This window comes from Rhodanobacter sp. FW101-FHT13A11, assembly GCF_058790335.1.
In genome coordinates, this window is record NZ_JBYTCN010000015.1 from 65,589 (window position 1) to 82,773 (window position 17,185).

The following is a 17,185-nucleotide window of genomic DNA, read 5'->3' on the forward strand; positions in this document are numbered from 1 at the left end:
GCATGACTCACTTGCTGGAGGCGATGTAGCTCAGCTCCGCGTTGTAGCTGTCCACGTGCGAGGACTCCTTCGTGACCACGTCGCCGATCGACTGTCGGATCGCGGCGGCTTCGCTCTTGCCGTACACGTTCTCGACCATCTTCCACACGCCGGGGTCGGGTTCCGTGCCCAGGTCCGCCCAGCTCTTGCCGGGGATCACCAGGATGAAGTCGGGTGCGCCGTCGCCGGCGTCGACCAGCCGGCCGATCTGGTAGTAGTGGGGCCAGTTCGACTTCGTGGCGGCGGCGGCGATCTTCTTCGCGGCGGCCATGAAGGTCTCCGCGGCCTGGTGGCCGGACTTGAGCGTGAAGTAGGTGACCTCGATGAACGGCGATGCCGGACCCATGTCCTTGGGCTGGTGGCTCAGCTCGGGCATCGCCTGCAGGAACGCGCTGGACTCGCTCTTCAGGTGCGGGTTGACGTCGGACTTGATCACCCCGAGGCACGCCTTGATCGCAGTGTCCATGGCGTCGAAGCTGGCCCACGGCACCGGGTCGGACACATAGGAGTAGCTGTAGGTATCGCCGGTTTCGTGCGTCCAGGCCGTCCAGTTGTACTTGAAGCCGTGCTGGTGCAGGCACTGGTTGAAGTTCTTGGTGCCGGCCTCGTACGCCTGCTGGTCGGCGGGCGCCACCATGTCGGTGAAATCGCGGATGACGCGCACGTTGTCCGCCGCCTGTGCGCCGGTGCACGCCAGCGCGAACGCCAGCGCCAGCCAGACTGTGCTGATCTTCATGTGAACCTCCCCTGGGCACTTGCCCCCTTGCGTCGATAGGACATCCCTTGCGTGCCGGTGTAATGGAGCGCAGCGGCGATTGTGCGCAGCGCCGGCGAAGCGGGGCGTGAAGGTTGCCGTGGACGGACTTCACGCGTGTTTAAGGCAACAAAAAGGCCGCGCTGCGGGCGCGGCCTCGGGCGACCGGGTAGCCGGGGAGCGGAACCTAGCGGCCTTCCTTCAGTGCGATCGCGTTGATCCCGGCGCCGGCCAGGCGCTGCTTGGTCGATTCCAGCTCGGTGGCCGAGCGGAACGGGCCCAGGCGCACCCGGTTGTAGGTCTGCCCGCCGATGCTGACCGACTGCACGTTGGCGACGAAGCCCTGCAGCGCGAGCTTCGCCTTCAGCGTTTCGGCGTCGGCGGCGTTCGGGAAGGCGCCGACCTGCAGCAGGTAGCCGCTGCCGGTCGCGGGTTGCGGCATGGCGCTGGCCGGTGCGGCGGTGACGTCCTGGGTGACCGTGGCCGGCGCGTTCGCCGGTGCCGCTGCCGGCGCGGCCCGCTGCGCCTGCAACTGCGCCGCCTGTTGCTGCTTCTGCTGCTGCTCGACGCGCGCCTGCGCGCTGATCTCGGCGTCGGGAATGCGTACTTCCTTCTCCGACAGCACCGAGTAGAAATCGAATTGCGGCTTCTTCGGCGCGTTGTCCCCGGCGCCCGATTCGAGCATGCCTGGCGCGCTGCCGCGCTCGGCGGTGGCCTGCGGGTTCGCCTGCGGGCCGTCGCTCTTGCGCAGGCCCGTCAGCAGGCTGCCGCGCATCAACACCGCCATCAGGATCGCGCCGGCCACCAGGCCGATGACCGCGTAGCCCCAGCCCGGGAAACCGTTGCTGCCGTTGCGCACGGCCTGCCGGCCCCTGCCCTTGCGTGCTGCCATTACATCTTCTCCGGGGCGCCGAGGCCCAGCAAATCCAGACCATTCTTCAACACCTGGCGGGTCGCCACTACCAGCACCAGGCGCGCGTTGCGCAGTGCGGCGTCCTCGACCAGGAACTGGTGCGAGTTGTAGTAGGTGTGGAACGCGTTGGCCAGCTCGCGCAGCCATGCCGCGACCAGGTGCGGCTCCAGGTTCGCCGCGGCGGCCTCGACCAGCTCGGGGTACTTCGACAGCTCGGTCAGCAGGATCTGCTCGTGCTCGTTGTCCAGCCGGGCCAGGTTGGCCAAGCCGTCGGCGAGGTCGACGGTGAAGCCCTTCTCCGGCGCCTGGCGCAGCACGCTGCAGACGCGGGCATGCGCGTACTGGATGTAGTACACCGGGTTGTCGTTCGACTGCGAGCGGGCCAGGTCGATGTCGAACACCAGCTGCGAGTCGGACTTGCGCGAGATCAGGAAGTAGCGCGTGGCGTCCTTGCCGACCTCGTCGATCAGGTCGCGCAGGGTGACGTAGCTACCGGCGCGCTTGGAGATCTTCACCTCCTCGCCGCCGCGCATCACCGTGACCATCTGGTACAGCATGTAGTCGGGGTAGCCCCTGGGAATCCCGCAATCGAGCGCCTGCAGGCCGGCCTTCACCCGCGCCAGCGAGCCGTGATGGTCCGAGCCCAGCACGGTGATGGCCTTGCCGTAGCCGCGCTGCCATTTCGACAGGTGGTAGGCCACGTCCGGCACGAAGTAGGTGTAGGTGCCGTCGGACTTGCGCATCACGCGGTCCTTGTCGTCGCCGAAATCGGTGGTGCGCAACCAGAGCGCGCCGCCTTCCTCGTAGGTATGGCCGTGCGCGATGAGTTCGCGCACGGTCTCCTCCACCTTGCCGTCGCTGTACAGCGAGGACTCCAGGAAATAGGTGTCGAAGCCCACGCCGAAGGCCTGCAGGTCCAGGTCCTGCTCGCGGCGCAGGTAGGCCACGGCGAAGTGGCGGATTGCGTCGAGGTTGTCCACGTCGCCGGCGCCGGTCACCGTCTCGCCGCCCGCCAGCACCGACTCGCGATCGAGGTAGGCGCGCGCCACGTCGGCGATGTAGTCGCCGCGGTAGCCATTCTCCGGCCAGTTGCTGTCGTCCGGCGTGATGCCGCGGGCTCGCGCCTGCACCGAGATCGCCAGGTTGGCGATCTGCACGCCGGCATCGTTGTAGTAGAACTCGCGCTTCACGTTCCAGCCGGTGGCGTCGAGCAGCCGGCTCAGGCAGTCGCCGATCGCCGCGTTGCGGCCGTGGCCCACGTGCAGCGGTCCGGTCGGGTTGGCCGAGACGAACTCCACGCCCACGGTCTTGCCGCGGCCACTGACACTGCGCCCGTAGGCGTCGCCTTCGGCCAAGATCCGGCGTACTTCGGCGTGGTAGGCGCCCGACGCAAGGAAGAAGTTGATGAAGCCGGGGCCGGCGATCTCGACCTTCTCCACCAGCGTGTTCGCCGGCAGGGCGGCAACCAGTTTCTCGGCCAGTTCGCGCGGCTTGGCACGCGCCGTCCCTTCGACGGGGCTCAGGACATGCTTGGCCAGCAGCATCGCCACGTTGCTGGCGAAATCGCCATGCTCGCGGCTGCGCGCGCGCTCGATCACGAAACCGGGCAGGACCAGGTCGGCGGGCAAGGTGGCGGTGCCTTGCAGGGTCTGGATCGCCTGCAGCACCAATTCGCGCAGCTGTTCTTTCACGGGTGGGGTCGGTTTCGTGATGGAACCGCCAATCCTAACAGACCGACCCGTGACGAAACGCGCCGTCATGGGCGGTGGCGATGCGGGTCAATGCGTTGATCCGGGTATGACCAAATTATGATGCGCCGCCGCGAGCCGGTCTGTGGATAAGTCTGTGGGGAAAGCGGCAAGCCATGATGCGGTACCGGCTTGCGGGCACCGATTATCCCGCGGCAAGAATAAATTATTGATTTAAATCAACCAGCTACATAATCAATCTAGAGTCGATGGGTGGATGGGCCTGGCAGGTGCCGGTGTTGTCGCTTTGTGCATAAGTTCCCGCGACTTGGCGACACTTCCGCTCAGTGCAGGCGTCATGCTTTCGTCATGCGGCACTGCGACACTGATCAGGCCGGGGCATGAACTCCCCTCCATGTCACGGCCCGGGGATGCCGCTCTCCCCCCACCTCCCACAATCGGCCTCGCGGCGTGGCTCATGCCACGCCGTTTTTTTGTGGGGTGGCATTCAGAGCAGGCCGCGGGCGGCCATCGACACCGGCTCGCCGCTGCCGATCACCAGGTGGTCGAGCACGCGCACGCCGACCAGTTGCAACGCATCGCGCAATTCATGGGTGATCGCCCGGTCGGCGGCGCTCGGTTCGGCCACGCCGGAAGGATGGTTGTGGGCGAAGATCACCGCGCAGGCGTTGTGTTGCAGGCAGGCCCGCACCACCTCGCGCGGATGCACGCTGGCGCCGTCCACGGTGCCTCGGAACAGTTCCTCGAACGCCAGCACGCGGTGGCGGTTGTCCAGGTACAGGCAGCCGAACACCTCGTAGGGCAGGTGACGCAATTGCGCGCGCAGGTAGTTGCCGCTGTCGCGCGGGTTGCCCAGGCTGGGCTTCTCCAGCAGCTGTTCGGCCAGGCTGCGCCGGGCCAGTTCCAGCGCGGCGGCGATCCGCGCGCGCTTGGCCGGACCCAGTCCGCCGACGCGGATCGGCCGCTCGGGCCGGGCCAGCAGTGCGCCCAGGCTGCCGGCGTGGGCCAGCAGTTCACGGCCCAGCGCCAGCGCGTCCTTGCCGCGGCTGCCGTTGCCCAGCAGCACCGCCAGCAGCTCGGCGTCGGACAGCGCGCCGCAACCGCGCGCCAGCAATTTTTCGCGGGGGCGTTCCCCTTCGGGCCAGTGACGGATGCTCATGGCCGTACCGTGCCCGAGGCCGCCGTCGCCGGGCAGCGGTACGCGCGAACGAATCCGGTAAGCTACGTGTCTGCCCGATTGTCAGGCCCGCCCTACATGAGTCTTGCCCAACGCCGCATCCTGCTCGGAGTGTCGGGCGGCATCGCCGCCTACAAGTCCTGCGAACTGGTCCGCCGCCTGCGCGACCTCGGCGCCGAGGTGCGCGTGGTGATGACCGAGGGCGCCACCCGCTTCGTCAGCCCGACCACGTTCCAGGCGCTGTCCGGCCAGCCCGTGCGGGCGAGCCTGTGGGACGCGCAGGCCGAGGCGGCGATGGGGCATATCGAACTGGCGCGCTGGGCCGAACGGATCCTGGTGGCGCCGGCCAGCGCCGACCTGCTGGCGCGGCTGGCGCATGGCCTGGCCGATGACCTGCTGACCACCTTGTGCCTGGCCAGCGCCGCGCCGTTGTACCTGGCGCCGGCGATGAACCAGCAGATGTGGGCGCACCCGGCGGTGCAGGCGAACCTCGACACGCTGCGCCGGCATGGCGCGTTGATCCTCGGGCCGGCATCCGGCGACCAGGCCTGCGGCGACATCGGCAGCGGCCGCATGCTGGAGCCGCACGAGTTGCGCGACGCGCTGGTGGCCTCGTTCGGCGCTCGCTCGCTGGCCGGGCTGAAGGTGGTGGTCAGTGCCGGTCCCACCTACGAGGACATCGACCCGGTGCGCTTCATCGGCAACCGCAGCTCGGGGAAGATGGGTTTCGCGGTGGCCGCGGCTGCCGCGCAGGCTGGCGCCGAGGTGACCCTGGTGGCCGGGCCGGTGGGCCTGGCCACGCCTACTGGCGTGGCGCGGCGCGTCGACGTGCGCAGCGCGGCGCAGATGCACGCGGCGGTGCTGCAGGCGGCAGCGCAGGCGGATATCTATATCGGCGCGGCGGCGGTCGGCGACTACCGCCCGCAGCAGGTATCCGCGCAGAAGCTGAAGAAGCGCGACGGCGGCGACCTGGTGCTGCGCCTGGGCGAGAATCCGGACATCCTGGCCAGCCTCTCGGCGCAAACCGCGCACCCGTTCCTGGTCGGATTCGCCGCGGAGACGCATGATGTGGCGGGTTATGCGCAGGACAAGCTGCAGCGCAAGGGGCTGGACATGATCGCGGCAAACCAGGTGGGCGACGGCCTCGGTTTCGAGGCCGCCGACAATGCGTTGACCCTGTACTGGGCCGGCGGTGCGGTGGAGCTGCCGCGCGCGGCCAAGCCCGAGCTGGCATGCCAGCTGGTCGCCCACGTGGCCGAGCGCTACCGGGCGACGCGCGGATGACGATCGATGTCGAGCTGAAGATCCTCGATGCGCGCCTGGGCGACAGCATTCCGCTGCCGCAGGCTGCCACCGCCGGCAGTGCCGGCATGGACCTGCGCGCCGCGCTGGAGCAGCCGCTGACATTGCAACCAGGCGAGAGTGCGCTGGTGCCCAGCGGCATCGCCATCCACATCGGCGATCCGGGCTGGTGCGCGCTGGTCGTGCCGCGCTCGGGGCTGGGCCACAAGCATGGGCTGGTGATGGGCAACCTGGTCGGCGTGATCGACGCCGACTACCAGGGGCCCCTGATGATTTCGTGCTGGAACCGCGGCAGCCGGGCGTACACCATCGCCGTGGGCGACCGCATCGCCCAGCTGCTGTTGGTGCCGGTGGCACAGGCGCGGCTGAACATCGTGGCCGATTTCGCGCCGAGCGCACGCGGCAGCGGCGGGTTCGGCTCGACCGGCGTCCAATAATCGAGGGTCGGCCCGGCAGCAGCGGTCCGGCCTGAAGTACAGCCGCGGGGACGGGTATGGCGTTGAACATCGGCAAAGAACGGCTGCGGGGCTTCCAGGTCGACTGGCGGGACCTGCTGCCCCTGGCTGGCGGCACCGCCCTGCTGTTGCTGGGGCTGTTCTGCGCCTGGCAGACCTGGCTGATCGCCGACGAAGGCGACGCGGTCCGGCAGGTACACCTGGCCCAGGACGAGGCGGTCAAGGCGCTGTCCGAGGAAATCGCCGGCCAGCGCGCCGCGGTCGAGAAGGTGCTCGCCTCGGTGGATCCGGCGACGCTGATGAGCGCCCCGGCGCAATCCGCCGCTGCGCTGCGTCAGCGCCTGCCGCAGGTGAAAAAGCTGGAGCTGTACAGCGGCGACCTGGGCGAGGTGCTGCACGCCAACTATCGCGTGTTCGGCTATGCCAAGGCGGCTCAGCTGATGGGGGCGCAGAGTGCCGATGGGATCCCGCCGGTGCAGAGCGTTTCCTATGGCAGCGGCGACCGTCGGCTGAGTCTGGTGATTCCGCTGGGGCCGCCGCAGCAGGCCCAGGCCTGGGCCTGGATCGAATTGCCGTTCGCGCCGCTGAAGCAGCGTTTCGATGCGGTTTCCCCGGCCGGCGGCCGGCTCGACCTGCGCCAGGGCGACGATCGCGGCAACGTGCAGCTGTATTCGCATGGCGCGGCTTCGGCCGAGGCCGAGGCGGTCGGCAAGCCGGTTCCCGGCAGCGCGTTCAGCGTGGGCGCCGGCCTGCCGGGCGCCTTCATCGTATTGCCGCGGTCGTGGCTGCTGGGCGGGTTGCTGGCCTTGCTCGGCCTCGGCGGCGGCATCCACCTGCTGCGTCTGCGCCTGCGCTGGAAAGCGGAGCCGGAGGCCGAGGAGCCCGATGTGCCGCTGCCGGCCCGCCAGGCCGCTCCGGCCCGGGTCAAGCCGCTGGAGCTGCCGCCCGCGCCGCCGGTCGCCGCGCCGGCCAGTATGGATCCGAGCATCTTCCGCGCCTACGACGTGCGCGGCGTGGTCGGCAAGAGCCTGAACCGCGACGTGGCACGGGCACTGGGTCAGTCGATCGGCACCTTGATGGGCGAGAAGGGTCTGCGCGAGATCGTGGTGGGCCGCGACGGCCGCTTGTCCGGGCCCGAGCTGGCCGGTGCGCTGGCCGAGGGCCTGCGCGAGGCCGGCGTCGACGTGATCGACGTCGGCGCGGTGCCGACCCCGGTGGTGTACTACGCCGCCTACCGCTTCAACACCGGCTGCGGCGTGGCGGTCACCGGCAGCCACAACCCGCCGGACTACAACGGCTTCAAGATCGTGGTCGGCGGCGAGACGCTGTCCGAAGGCGCGATCCAGGACCTGTATCAGCGCATCGCCAGCGGCGCGCTGGCCGGCGGTGGCGGCGGCAGCGTGCGCCAGGTCGACGTGGTGCCGGACTATATCGAGAAGATCGTCTCCGACGTGCTGGCCGAGCGCCGCCTGAAGGTGGTGGTCGACTGCGGCAACGGCATTCCCGGCGCGATCGCGCCGCAACTGCTGGAAGGCGTCGGCTGCGAGGTGGTGCCGCTGTACTGCGACGTCGACGGCACCTTCCCCAACCATCACCCGGATCCGTCCGACCCGCACAACCTGGAGGACCTGGTCCACGCCGTGCGGCAGACCGGCGCCGATCTCGGCCTGGCGTTCGACGGCGACGGCGACCGGCTCGGCGTGGTCAGCCGTTCCGGCGAGATCGTCTATCCGGACCGCCTGCTGATGCTGTTCGCGCGCGACGTGCTGTCGCGCCAGCCCGGTGCCACGGTCATCTATGACGTGAAGTGCACCAGCCACCTGAAGGGGCAGATCCTGGACGCCGGCGGCAGCCCGCTGATGTGGCGCACCGGGCATTCGCTGATCAAGGCGAAGATGCGCGAGACCGGCGCCGAGCTGGCCGGCGAGATGAGCGGGCACTTCTTCTTCAAGGAGCGCTGGTACGGCTTCGACGACGGCATCTACGCCGCCGCGCGGCTGCTGGAGATCCTCGCCGGCGACCTGGAGGGGCGCAGCGCGGAGGAGATCTTCGCCACCCTGCCCAAGAGCACCTCCACGCCGGAACTGAAGGTCGAGCTGGCCGAGGGCGAGCACTACCGCTTCATGGACAAGCTGCGCCAGCAGGCCAGCTTCGAGGGCGCCAGCCTGATCACTATCGACGGCCTGCGCGCGGACTGGCCGGACGGCTGGGGCCTGGTGCGCGCGTCGAACACCACGCCGGTGCTGGTGCTGCGGTTCGAAGCGGACAACCCGGCTGCGCTGAAGCGGATCCAGCAGGTCTTCCGCAGGCAGCTGCTGGCGGTGGACGCCACGCTGAATCTGCCCTTCTGAAAAGCCGCGGACCCCGCCGTCGCCGGGGCCCGCGCGAATGCGCCCGCTTGCCGCTGCGGAAGACAGGCTCGTGCGTGGACGGGAATACGCCCGTCGCGTCATGGCGGGAGAGGCGCCTCGCCGCGGCCGGTTCCGTGGCGGACGTTACTGTGCCGGCTGCGCCTGGGCCGCCTTGAGTTCGCGGTAATGCGCCCGCTGCTTGGCCTGCGACTGCACGGTCTGTTCCCGCAAGGCCTGCTGGCGGCGCAGCGTAGTGCGCTGCCCGGCGACCACGTTGCGCTGCTGGGCGATGCTGTCGGCGAGGGTCTTGGGCACCGCGTCCTTGGCGTTCTCGATATCGGCCGCGCGGCCGAGCAGGTCGGTCAGCGCCTTCTCCTGGCTGCGCAGGTTGATCTGGGTGGTGTGGATCTGCTGGTCGATGGTGTCCAGCACCTGCTGCAGCGAGATCTTGTATGACTCCTCGTCCGGGTAGGCCGACAGCATCTGGGCATCGGCATTCGCCTGCTCCTGCGCGGCCCGCTGCCTGGCGGCCTGTTCGGCGGCCAGCTTGTTGGCGGCGGCGCGTTCCTCGGCGGTCAGCTGACGCGGCACGTGCTGCACCACCATGCCGTGGTCGTTGACCAGGTCATAGCCGTACTTCATCGCCTCGGCGGTGAGGCTGTCGCTGAAATGCATCAGGCCCTGGGCGTCATGCCACTTGTAGCGGATGTTGCCGCTGTTCTGTGCGCGCACGGACAGGCTGGCGAGCAGCATGACGGCAGCGGCGATGAGCAAGGTATTACGCATGAACTCCCCCTTGGAAGGCCAAGTATAGCCGCCGTCATCGCGCTGCCTACCGTGGTGCCGGCGGCGATGGTCGCCACTGTGACCGGGTTCGCTGGAGTGCGCCGGCCGGAAGCCGGGATCAGCGCCGGACGCCGTAGCGTTCGCGGTAGGCCAGCAGGCGGGCGTGTTCGGCCGCCAGTTGCGGCCGTTCGCCGGCATATGCCAGCACGTCGTCGAGGCTGGTGATCGCGATCACCGGGATGCCGTAGTCGGCCGCCAGCTCCTGCGCGGCGGAGCGCTCGCCCTGCCCGCGCTCCTGCCGGTCCAGCGCGATCAGCACGCCGGCCGGGCTGGCGCCATGGGCGCGGATCAGCGCCAGCGACTCGCGCACCGCGGTGCCGGCGGTCATCACATCGTCCACGATCAGCACCCGGCCCTCCAGAGGTGCACCGACCAGCACCCCACCCTCGCCGTGATCCTTCGCCTCCTTGCGGTTGTATGCCCACGGCAGGTCGCGGCCGTGGCCATCGGCCAGCGCGATGGCAGTGGCGGCGGCCAGCGCGATGCCCTTGTAGGCCGGGCCGAACAGCATGTCGACGGCGATGCCGGAGTTCATCACGGCGGCGGCGTAGGCGCGGCCGAGCTGGGCCAGCGCAGCGCCCGAGTCGATCCGGCCCATGTTGAAGAAGTACGGGCTCTGGCGGCCGGATTTCAGGGTGAATTCGCCGAAGCGCAGCACCTCGCGGCGCAGGGTGAGTTCGATGAAGTCGCGCTGGTAGTCGTGCACGGAAAATCTCGCAAACGGTGGAAGTCGGGCCGCGACAGCGGGCGCTGCGGGCCGGCACGGCCGCCATGGTACAGCCGTCGCGGACGAAGCCGGCGCTGGCGCCCGCGCGGAGGACGGACCGGGCCGGTATGGTTGCTATGATGATCCGCCGCCCGAGGAGTTCGCATGCGCATCATCAGCTTCAATGCCAACGGCATTCGTTCGGCCGCCAGCAAGGGCGTGTTCGAGTGGCTGCGGCGTCAGCGCGCCGACGTGGTCTGCCTGCAGGAGACCAAGGCGCAGGAAGGCCAGCTCACCGACCCGATGTTCCGCCCCGACGGCCATCACTGCTTCTATCGCGACGCGACCAGCAAGAAGGGCTACAGCGGCGTGGCGATCTACGCCAGGCGCGAGCCCGACCAGGTACTCACCGGACTGGGCTGGGACGAGTTCGACAACGAGGGGCGCTACATCGAGGCGCGCTTCGGCCAGCTCAGCGTGGTCTCGCTGTACTTCCCGTCCGGCTCCTCCGGCGACGAGCGCCAGCAGTTCAAGTTCAAGGCGATGGAGTGGATCACGCCGATCTTCGATGCGTGGCTGAAGAGCGGCCGCGACTACGTGATCTGCGGCGACTGGAACATCGTGCACACCAAGAACGACATCAAGAACTGGAGTTCCAACCAGAAGAATTCCGGCTGCCTGCCGGAAGAGCGCGCATGGCTGGACCTGCTGTTCCGCGAGCGCGGCTGGGTAGACAGTTTCCGCGCGATCAAGCCGGACGCGGTCGAATACACCTGGTGGTCGAACCGCGGCCAGGCGCGGGCGAACAATGTGGGGTGGCGCATCGACTACCAGGTCGTCTCGCCAAGCTTGCGCGAGCGCCTGAAGGCCTGCTCGATCTACCGCGACGAGCGCTTCTCCGACCACGCGCCATATACCGTCGACTATGCCGACTGAGCCGCTGGCGCGTAAGCCGGCGAAGCCGTCGGTATGGCGGGCGTTCGCCCAACCGGCGGCGTGGACGATGTTCCTGTTCGGCTTCTCCTCCGGCCTGCCGTTCCTGCTGGTGGCCGGCACGCTGGCGTACTGGCTGAAGGAAAACGGCATCGAGCTGAAAGACATCACGATGATCGCCAGTGCCGGCATGACCTATGCGTTCAAGTTCGTGTGGGCACCGCTGCTCGACCATGGGCGGATCCCCGGCTTCGGCCGCCTCGGCCAGCGCCGCGGCTGGCTGCTGTTCGCGCAACTGGGCGTGACCGCGGGCCTGATTGCGATGGCCGTGCTGACTCCGCAGCAGCTGGTGCCGTTCGTCGCCGCCACGCTGGCGGTGGCGTTTTTCGGCGCCACCCAGGACATCGCGGTGGATGCCTATCGCATCGAGATCGCACCGATCGAGGCGCAGGGCGCGCTGGTGGCCACCTACTCGCTCGGCTACCGCATCGGCCTGCTGCTGGCCGGTGCGGTGGCGCTGATCCTGGCCGACCACCTGCCGTGGCGGCTGGTCTACGCGCTGATGGCGCTGGCGATGGCGGTACCGCTGGCGACCACGCTGGTCGCGCGCGAGCCGGAGGTGCTGCGGGTACGGGCCACGTGCTGGCGCGATGCGATGCGCGAGAGCGTGATCGATCCGTTCGCCGATTTCTTCCGCCGCTACGGCTGGGTGCTGGCCGGCGTGACGCTGCTGTTCCTGCTGCTGTTCAAGATACCCGAGCAGGCCACGATCGGCGGCATCATGAGCCCGTTCTACCGCGACATGGGTTTCTCCAAGACCGAGATCGGCACGATCACCAAGATCTACGGGATCTGGATCGGCATCGTCGGCGTGTTCCTCGGCGGCGCCGCGGTGGCACGCTGGGGCGCGTGGCGCCCGCTCGGCGCCACCATCGTGCTGTGTGGCTGCAGCAACCTGCTGTACCTGCTGCTGATCGACCATCCGGGCGACCTGCTGGTGCTGACCCTGGTGATCTCCGGCGAGAACCTCACCCTGGGCATGCTGGGGCCGCCGACGGTGGCGTTCCTCTCCTCGCTGGTCAACCGCCAGCACACCGCCACCCAGTACGCGCTGCTGAGCTCGCTGGTTAACCTGCCCGGCAAGCTGCTCGGCTTCTTCGCCGGCGGCATCGCCACCGCCACCGGCTACGGCGGCTACTTCGTCATCACGGTGCTGGCGGTGCTGCCGTCGGTGCTGCTGTTCGCCGGCCTGTGGCGATACTTCCGCGGCGAAGAGCGTGCGCGTGCGGCGGCGGAAGGCGCCGCCTAGGTCGTCGATCGCCGGGCGTGGCTGCGTTCACAGCGGAATTGCCAAGTCGGCCACGAAATCGTCATCGCGGTGTGTACCGCGGCGGCGGTTGTGCAAGGATCCGCGACACAGGGCATGTGTAACACGGAGTGACGCTTATGCCGGACATGATCCTGCAGCATATCGACAGCCTGCTCGTCGAGCGCATCAGGTCGCTGGCCAGGGATCGCCAGTGCTCGATCAATGACGTGATGCTGCACGCCCTGCGCTGCGGCCTGGGCATCTCGGCCGCGCAGCAATTCAGCGAGAGTCTGCGTGACCCCGATGCACTGGCGGTCCTCGATGGCGATTGGGAGGCCGCGGAACAGGGGGTGTTCCAGGAAGCGTTGCGCGCGCTGGCGCAGACCCGGCCGACTCAACTGGCGCCGGAAAGCATCGGCTATGCCGGGCGCGCGGCGGGCGCGGAATAGATCGCACCCAGCACCCGCGGCCCGCGGGCGCCGGTCACCGTCGGCAGGTTGCCGGGCAGGCCGAGCAGGCGCTGCCGCGCCAGCCAGGCGAACGCGGTGGCTTCGAGGAAGTCCGGGTCGATGCCGTAGCGCGAGGTGCCCAGCAACACGCGCGGCGCCAGCAGTTCGCCAAGGCGGTGCATCAGCGCATTGTTGTGCACGCCGCCGCCGCAGGCCAGCACCTCCTGCGCCTGCGGCGCGTGCCGGGCGATCGCCGAGGCGATGCTGCGCGCGGTGAGCTCCAGCAGCGTCGCCTGCACGTCGGCCGGGTCCAGCGTGGCGCGCGGTGCGCGCGCGGCCAGCCAGTCCAGATGGAAGTATTCGCGCCCGGTGCTCTTCGGCGGCGGCAGCGCGAAGTAGGGATCGGCCAGCAACGCATCGAGCAGGCCGGCGTCGACGCGGCCGCTGGCGGCATACGCGCCAGCGCGATCGAACGGTTCGCCGCGCTGGCGCAGGCACCAGGCGTCGAGCAGGCCGTTGGCCGGGCCGGTATCGAAGCCGAACACGCTGCCGTCGGCGCCCAGCACGGTGATGTTGGCGATGCCGCCGAGGTTGAGCACCACCCGCGCATGCCCTGGGCGCGCCAGCAGCATCGCATGCAGCGCCGGCAGCAGCGGCGCGCCCTGCCCGCCTGCCGCGACGTCGGCACGGCGAAAATCCGCCACCACATCGATGCCGCAGCGTTCGGCGATCACGCTGGGGTCGCCCAGCTGCAGGGTGAACGGGTATTCGCCGGTGGGGCGATGGCGCAGCGTCTGGCCGTGTGAACCTATCGCGCGGACGGCCGCTGCCGGCGTGCCGCTGCGTTCGAGCAGCTGCGTCGCGGCATCGGCGAAGCAGTGGCCGATCTGGACGTCCAGCCGTCCAAATGCATCCAGGTCGAGCGCACCTTCGCCCTGGGCCAGTGCGAGCATCTGCCTGCGCAGATCCTCCGGCCAGGGGAGTGCGCGACTCGCTTGCAGTTGCGGCACGCCGCGACTGAAGCCGATCAGTGCGGCGTCGATGCTGTCGGCGCTGGTGCCGGAGATCAGCCCGATATAAAGCGCCGAGGCGTCGTCCATGCGCGGCGGGCGCTCAGTTGTCGTGGTTGGCCGGGGCGCCAGTGCGCGCCAGCCTGATGCGCGCGTCCAGCTCGGTCAGTCGCGCCAGCTGCGGCTTCACCACCTCGGCCTTGAAGCGCGCCATCTGCGCGGCGGGCAGCGGCTCGGGCTTGGGCAGGGTCACCGTCTGCGGGTTGCGCTGCGCGCCATTGACGCGGAATTCGTAGTGCAGGTGCGGGCCGGTGGCCAGGCCGGTCATGCCGACGTAGCCGATCACCTCGCCCTGGCGCACGCGCTCGCCCACGCGCTGGCCCTTCACGAAGCGCGACATGTGGCCGTAGGCGGTGCTGATGCTGCTGTTGTGCTGGATCACCACGAAGTTGCCGTAGCCGCGTTCCCAGCCGTGGAACTTGATCACGCCATCGCCGGCGGCATGGATCGGGGTGCCGCTGGGCGCGGCGTAGTCGACGCCCTTGTGTGCGCGCATGCGACCAAGGATCGGATGCATGCGGGCAACGCTGAAAGTCGAGGAAATCCGGGTGAAGTCGACCGGGATGCGCAGGAACGATTTCTGGATCGGCCGGCCGTCCTCGCTGTACCAGCCGTAGCTGCCGTCGGCCTTCCTGAAGCGGTAGGCGGTATAGCGCTTGCCCTGGTTGATGAACTCCGCCGCGATGATGTTGCCCTGGCCGTAGCGCACGCCGTCGCGGTAGATGTCGTCGTAGATCACCGTGAAGCTGTCGCCCTCGCGCAGGTCCTGCACGAAGTCGATGTCGTACTTGAACAGGTCGGCGAGCTTGCCCACCATCGCCGCGTCCATGCCGGCCTGGTCGCCGGCGGCGTACAGGCTGCTGCGGATCACGCCGTGCGCCACCTGTTCGCGCAGGTCCATGTCGCGTTGCTGGACGGCCACGGTGGGTTGCGTGCCGTCGAAGCGGACCGTCGCGCGGCTGGCCTGGTCGCGGTCGAAGCGGAAGCCGTTGAGGCTGCCGTCGGCGCCGAGCAGGAAGTCGAATTCCTCCCCCGGGCGGATGCTGTGCAGCGCGGATCGGGCGTCACCGGCGGCGTCCAGCACCTTCTGCAGGTCGGCCATGCCGAGGCCACGCGCGGTGAAGATATCCGACAGCGTCTGGCCGGGCTGCACCCGTACCACCTGCCATTCGTCGACGGTGGCGGCCGAGGCATCCGGCGGTGCGACCTTGGGCAACGCCAGCGGCAGCAACGAATGCAGTTCCGGCGCGGGAGCGGGGCGCATGGCGCTGGCCCAGGCGGGCATGATGAAGCCGGACAACAGGGTGATCAGCAGCGCGGTGCCGGCGAGCACCAGGCGCTCGCGGTGCCAGCGGATCGGTTCGACTTCGCCCGAACGGTTGAACGACCAGTGCGCGCAACGCTCGTAGAAACGGGAGTGGCGACGCAGCGTTTTGCGGCAGATCGCCTGCCTGCGGGCTTGCCGCGCCCCCTGATTTTCTTCTGCCATGCCGTACGCGCCCCGCGATACAAAGTCGCAAACTGCGCGTACCATAACGGTCATGTGTAAATGGCGTCAACGCCTTTTCCATCAAGGGTTTGCGCGATATTCCCGGTTAACGCACAATTAACGCCGACAGCGCAGTCACAATCCCGACTGCTGCCCGTCATCGTCATCCTCCAGAGAGAAATGCATGAGCGAGTTCGACCAGGCGCTGGCCACGATTGCGCGCGGCGCCGACGAAATCATCAAGCGGGAAGACCTGGCCGAACGGCTGAAGGGCGGTCGCCCGTTGCGGGTCAAGGCGGGCTTCGATCCGACCGCACCGGACCTGCACCTGGGCCACACCGTGCTGCTGAACAAGATGCGCCAGTTCCAGAACCTGGGCCACCAGGTAATCTTCCTGATCGGTGACTTCACCGGCATGATCGGCGACCCCACCGGCAAGAACGTCACCCGCAAGCCGCTCACCCGCGAGGACGTGCTGGCCAACGCCGAGACCTATGCCGAGCAGGTCTACAAGGTGCTCGATCGCGAGAAGACCGAACTGCGCTTCAACTCCGAGTGGTTCGGCAAGATGAATGCGGCCGACATGATCAAGCTCGCCGCCCAGCACACCGTGGCGCGCATGCTCGAGCGCGACGACTTCACCAAGCGCTACGCGGCGCAGCAGCCGATCGCGATCCATGAATTCCTGTATCCGCTGGTGCAGGGCTACGACTCGGTGGCGTTGAAGGCGGACGTGGAGCTTGGCGGCACCGACCAGAAGTTCAACCTGCTGATGGGCCGCGCGCTGCAGGAGCATCACGGCCAGCCGCCGCAGATCGTGCTGACCATGCCGCTGCTGGAAGGCCTGGACGGCGTGAACAAGATGTCCAAGTCGCTGGGCAACTACATCGGCATCAACGAGCCGGCGATCGACATCGTCACCAAGACCATGAAGATCGGCGACGAGCTGATGTGGCGCTGGTTCGAGCTGCTCAGCTTCGAGGTGACGCTGGACGAGCTGGCGCGGATGAAGCGGGATGTGGCCGGCGGCACACTCAACCCGCGCGACGCCAAGCTGCGGCTGGCGCGCGAACTGGCCACGCGCTTCCACGATGCGGCCGCCGCCGAGCAGGCGATCGCCGGCTGGCAGGCGGTGGTGCGAGGCGAAGGCGATACCTCGCTGCTGCCGCAGGCGGACATCGCGGTGCCCGCCGAGGGCATCCGTCTGGCCGCCCTGCTGACTGCGGCCGGTCTCACCGCGAGCAACTCCGAGGCGAACCGCAAGCTGAAGGAGCGCGCCGTGCGCATCGACGCGGATGTCGTCGAGGATGCGCAGCGCGTCTTTGGTGCCGGCTTCGAGGGCGTGCTGCAGGTGGGCAAGCGGAATTTCGCTCGCGTCCGGCTCGTCTCCGCCCGAACCGTGGGTTGATCCGGCGCCGCCCGCCCGGGCTGGCGTGCCTGCCGGCACAGGGGAAATCTCGCGACCACTCAGCCGTTTGCAACACTTACGCGAGATTCTTCTGAAGAAACGCTTGCCAAAATAATCCCACGTCGTATTATTCGCGCCCCGCAGTCGCCCAACGTCGTCAGACGAGCTGACGGGACATCGAAGAAGCTTCTTCCGAGGTGTTGACGGACGTAAAAAGCGATGTAGAATGGGCGGCTCACCCGGGACGAAAGGTCTCGGGGCGATCACCGAAAGGG

Annotated in this window: 15 protein-coding genes; 7 read left to right on the forward strand and 8 right to left on the reverse strand. The window is 68.6% G+C overall.

Going from position 1 to position 17,185, the window contains the following annotated elements; translation table 11 throughout:
- Window positions 1-7: 7 nt before the first annotated feature.
- The 4 genes from AC3WRN_RS14985 to radC form a co-directional block, all read right to left on the reverse strand.
- Window positions 8-775 carry a hypothetical protein gene (locus AC3WRN_RS14985; protein WP_068096323.1) on the reverse strand — a complete coding sequence of 256 codons (768 nt, stop codon included), beginning with the start codon at window positions 773-775 and terminating at the stop codon, window positions 8-10.
- Between the two features lie 205 nt (window positions 776-980).
- Window positions 981-1,685: an SPOR domain-containing protein gene (locus tag AC3WRN_RS14990; RefSeq protein ID WP_068096322.1), complete on the reverse strand. Its 705-nt coding sequence runs from the start codon at window positions 1,683-1,685 to the stop codon at window positions 981-983.
- Window positions 1,685-3,397, reverse strand: coding sequence for an arginine--tRNA ligase (argS, locus tag AC3WRN_RS14995; protein WP_492623562.1), 1,713 nt, complete (start codon window positions 3,395-3,397; stop codon window positions 1,685-1,687). The genes AC3WRN_RS14990 and argS overlap by 1 nt, the downstream gene beginning before the upstream one ends.
- 505 nt (window positions 3,398-3,902) lie before the next feature.
- A complete protein-coding gene (radC, locus tag AC3WRN_RS15000; RefSeq protein ID WP_068096319.1) occupies window positions 3,903-4,574 on the reverse strand; it encodes a RadC family protein in 672 nt (223 codons plus the stop codon).
- A gap of 96 nt (window positions 4,575-4,670) precedes the next feature.
- Here radC and coaBC point away from each other — a divergent pair, with 96 nt between their 5' ends.
- Genes coaBC through AC3WRN_RS15015 form a run of 3 tightly spaced genes read left to right on the forward strand, consistent with a single transcriptional unit; the run spans window position 4,671 to window position 8,700 of the window.
- Window positions 4,671-5,876 (forward strand): bifunctional phosphopantothenoylcysteine decarboxylase/phosphopantothenate--cysteine ligase CoaBC, encoded by a 1,206-nt coding sequence (gene coaBC / locus AC3WRN_RS15005; protein WP_492623563.1) that lies wholly within the window; start codon window positions 4,671-4,673, stop codon window positions 5,874-5,876.
- Window positions 5,873-6,331 (forward strand): dUTP diphosphatase, encoded by a 459-nt coding sequence (gene dut / locus AC3WRN_RS15010; RefSeq protein ID WP_068096317.1) that lies wholly within the window; start codon window positions 5,873-5,875, stop codon window positions 6,329-6,331. Before coaBC ends, dut begins: the two co-directional genes overlap by 4 nt.
- Window positions 6,332-6,387: 56 nt before the next feature.
- Window positions 6,388-8,700 carry a phosphomannomutase/phosphoglucomutase gene (locus AC3WRN_RS15015; RefSeq protein WP_492623564.1) on the forward strand — a complete coding sequence of 771 codons (2,313 nt, stop codon included), beginning with the start codon at window positions 6,388-6,390 and terminating at the stop codon, window positions 8,698-8,700.
- Window positions 8,701-8,844: 144 nt separating this feature from the next.
- Here the strand turns inward: AC3WRN_RS15015 and AC3WRN_RS15020 are convergent, their stop codons facing one another.
- Together AC3WRN_RS15020 and pyrE are read right to left on the reverse strand one after the other, a co-directional pair.
- The gene (locus AC3WRN_RS15020; RefSeq protein ID WP_492623565.1) at window positions 8,845-9,486 is read right to left on the reverse strand and encodes a DUF4124 domain-containing protein; all 642 of its coding nucleotides are present in this window, start codon (window positions 9,484-9,486) and stop codon (window positions 8,845-8,847) included.
- Window positions 9,487-9,604: 118 nt separating this feature from the next.
- Window positions 9,605-10,252, reverse strand: coding sequence for an orotate phosphoribosyltransferase (gene pyrE, locus AC3WRN_RS15025; protein ID WP_068096308.1), 648 nt, complete (start codon window positions 10,250-10,252; stop codon window positions 9,605-9,607).
- Between the two features lie 165 nt (window positions 10,253-10,417).
- On the opposite strand from pyrE, the gene AC3WRN_RS15030 reads away from it, so the two are divergent.
- The 3 genes from AC3WRN_RS15030 (at window position 10,418) to AC3WRN_RS15040 (ending at window position 12,943) form a co-directional block, all read left to right on the forward strand.
- Window positions 10,418-11,188, forward strand: a complete 771-nt coding sequence (locus tag AC3WRN_RS15030) for an exodeoxyribonuclease III (protein ID WP_068096307.1) — start codon at window positions 10,418-10,420, stop codon at window positions 11,186-11,188.
- Window positions 11,178-12,494, forward strand: coding sequence for an AmpG family muropeptide MFS transporter (locus AC3WRN_RS15035; protein WP_235604456.1), 1,317 nt, complete (start codon window positions 11,178-11,180; stop codon window positions 12,492-12,494). The genes AC3WRN_RS15030 and AC3WRN_RS15035 overlap by 11 nt, the downstream gene beginning before the upstream one ends.
- 137 nt (window positions 12,495-12,631) lie before the next feature.
- Complete coding sequence (locus tag AC3WRN_RS15040; RefSeq protein WP_068096304.1) at window positions 12,632-12,943, forward strand: hypothetical protein; 312 nt, start codon at window positions 12,632-12,634, stop codon at window positions 12,941-12,943.
- Here AC3WRN_RS15040 and AC3WRN_RS15045 read toward each other — a convergent pair.
- Window positions 12,913-14,043: an anhydro-N-acetylmuramic acid kinase gene (locus tag AC3WRN_RS15045; protein ID WP_492623566.1), complete on the reverse strand. Its 1,131-nt coding sequence runs from the start codon at window positions 14,041-14,043 to the stop codon at window positions 12,913-12,915. The genes AC3WRN_RS15040 and AC3WRN_RS15045 overlap by 31 nt on opposite strands.
- Before the next feature lie 13 nt (window positions 14,044-14,056).
- Window positions 14,057-15,502: an OapA family protein gene (locus AC3WRN_RS15050; RefSeq protein ID WP_492623567.1), complete on the reverse strand. Its 1,446-nt coding sequence runs from the start codon at window positions 15,500-15,502 to the stop codon at window positions 14,057-14,059.
- 184 nt (window positions 15,503-15,686) lie between these two features.
- Here AC3WRN_RS15050 and tyrS point away from each other — a divergent pair, with 184 nt between their 5' ends.
- The gene (tyrS, locus tag AC3WRN_RS15055) at window positions 15,687-16,910 is read left to right on the forward strand and encodes a tyrosine--tRNA ligase (RefSeq protein ID WP_492623568.1); all 1,224 of its coding nucleotides are present in this window, start codon (window positions 15,687-15,689) and stop codon (window positions 16,908-16,910) included.
- The last annotated feature ends 275 nt before the right edge of the window (window positions 16,911-17,185 follow it).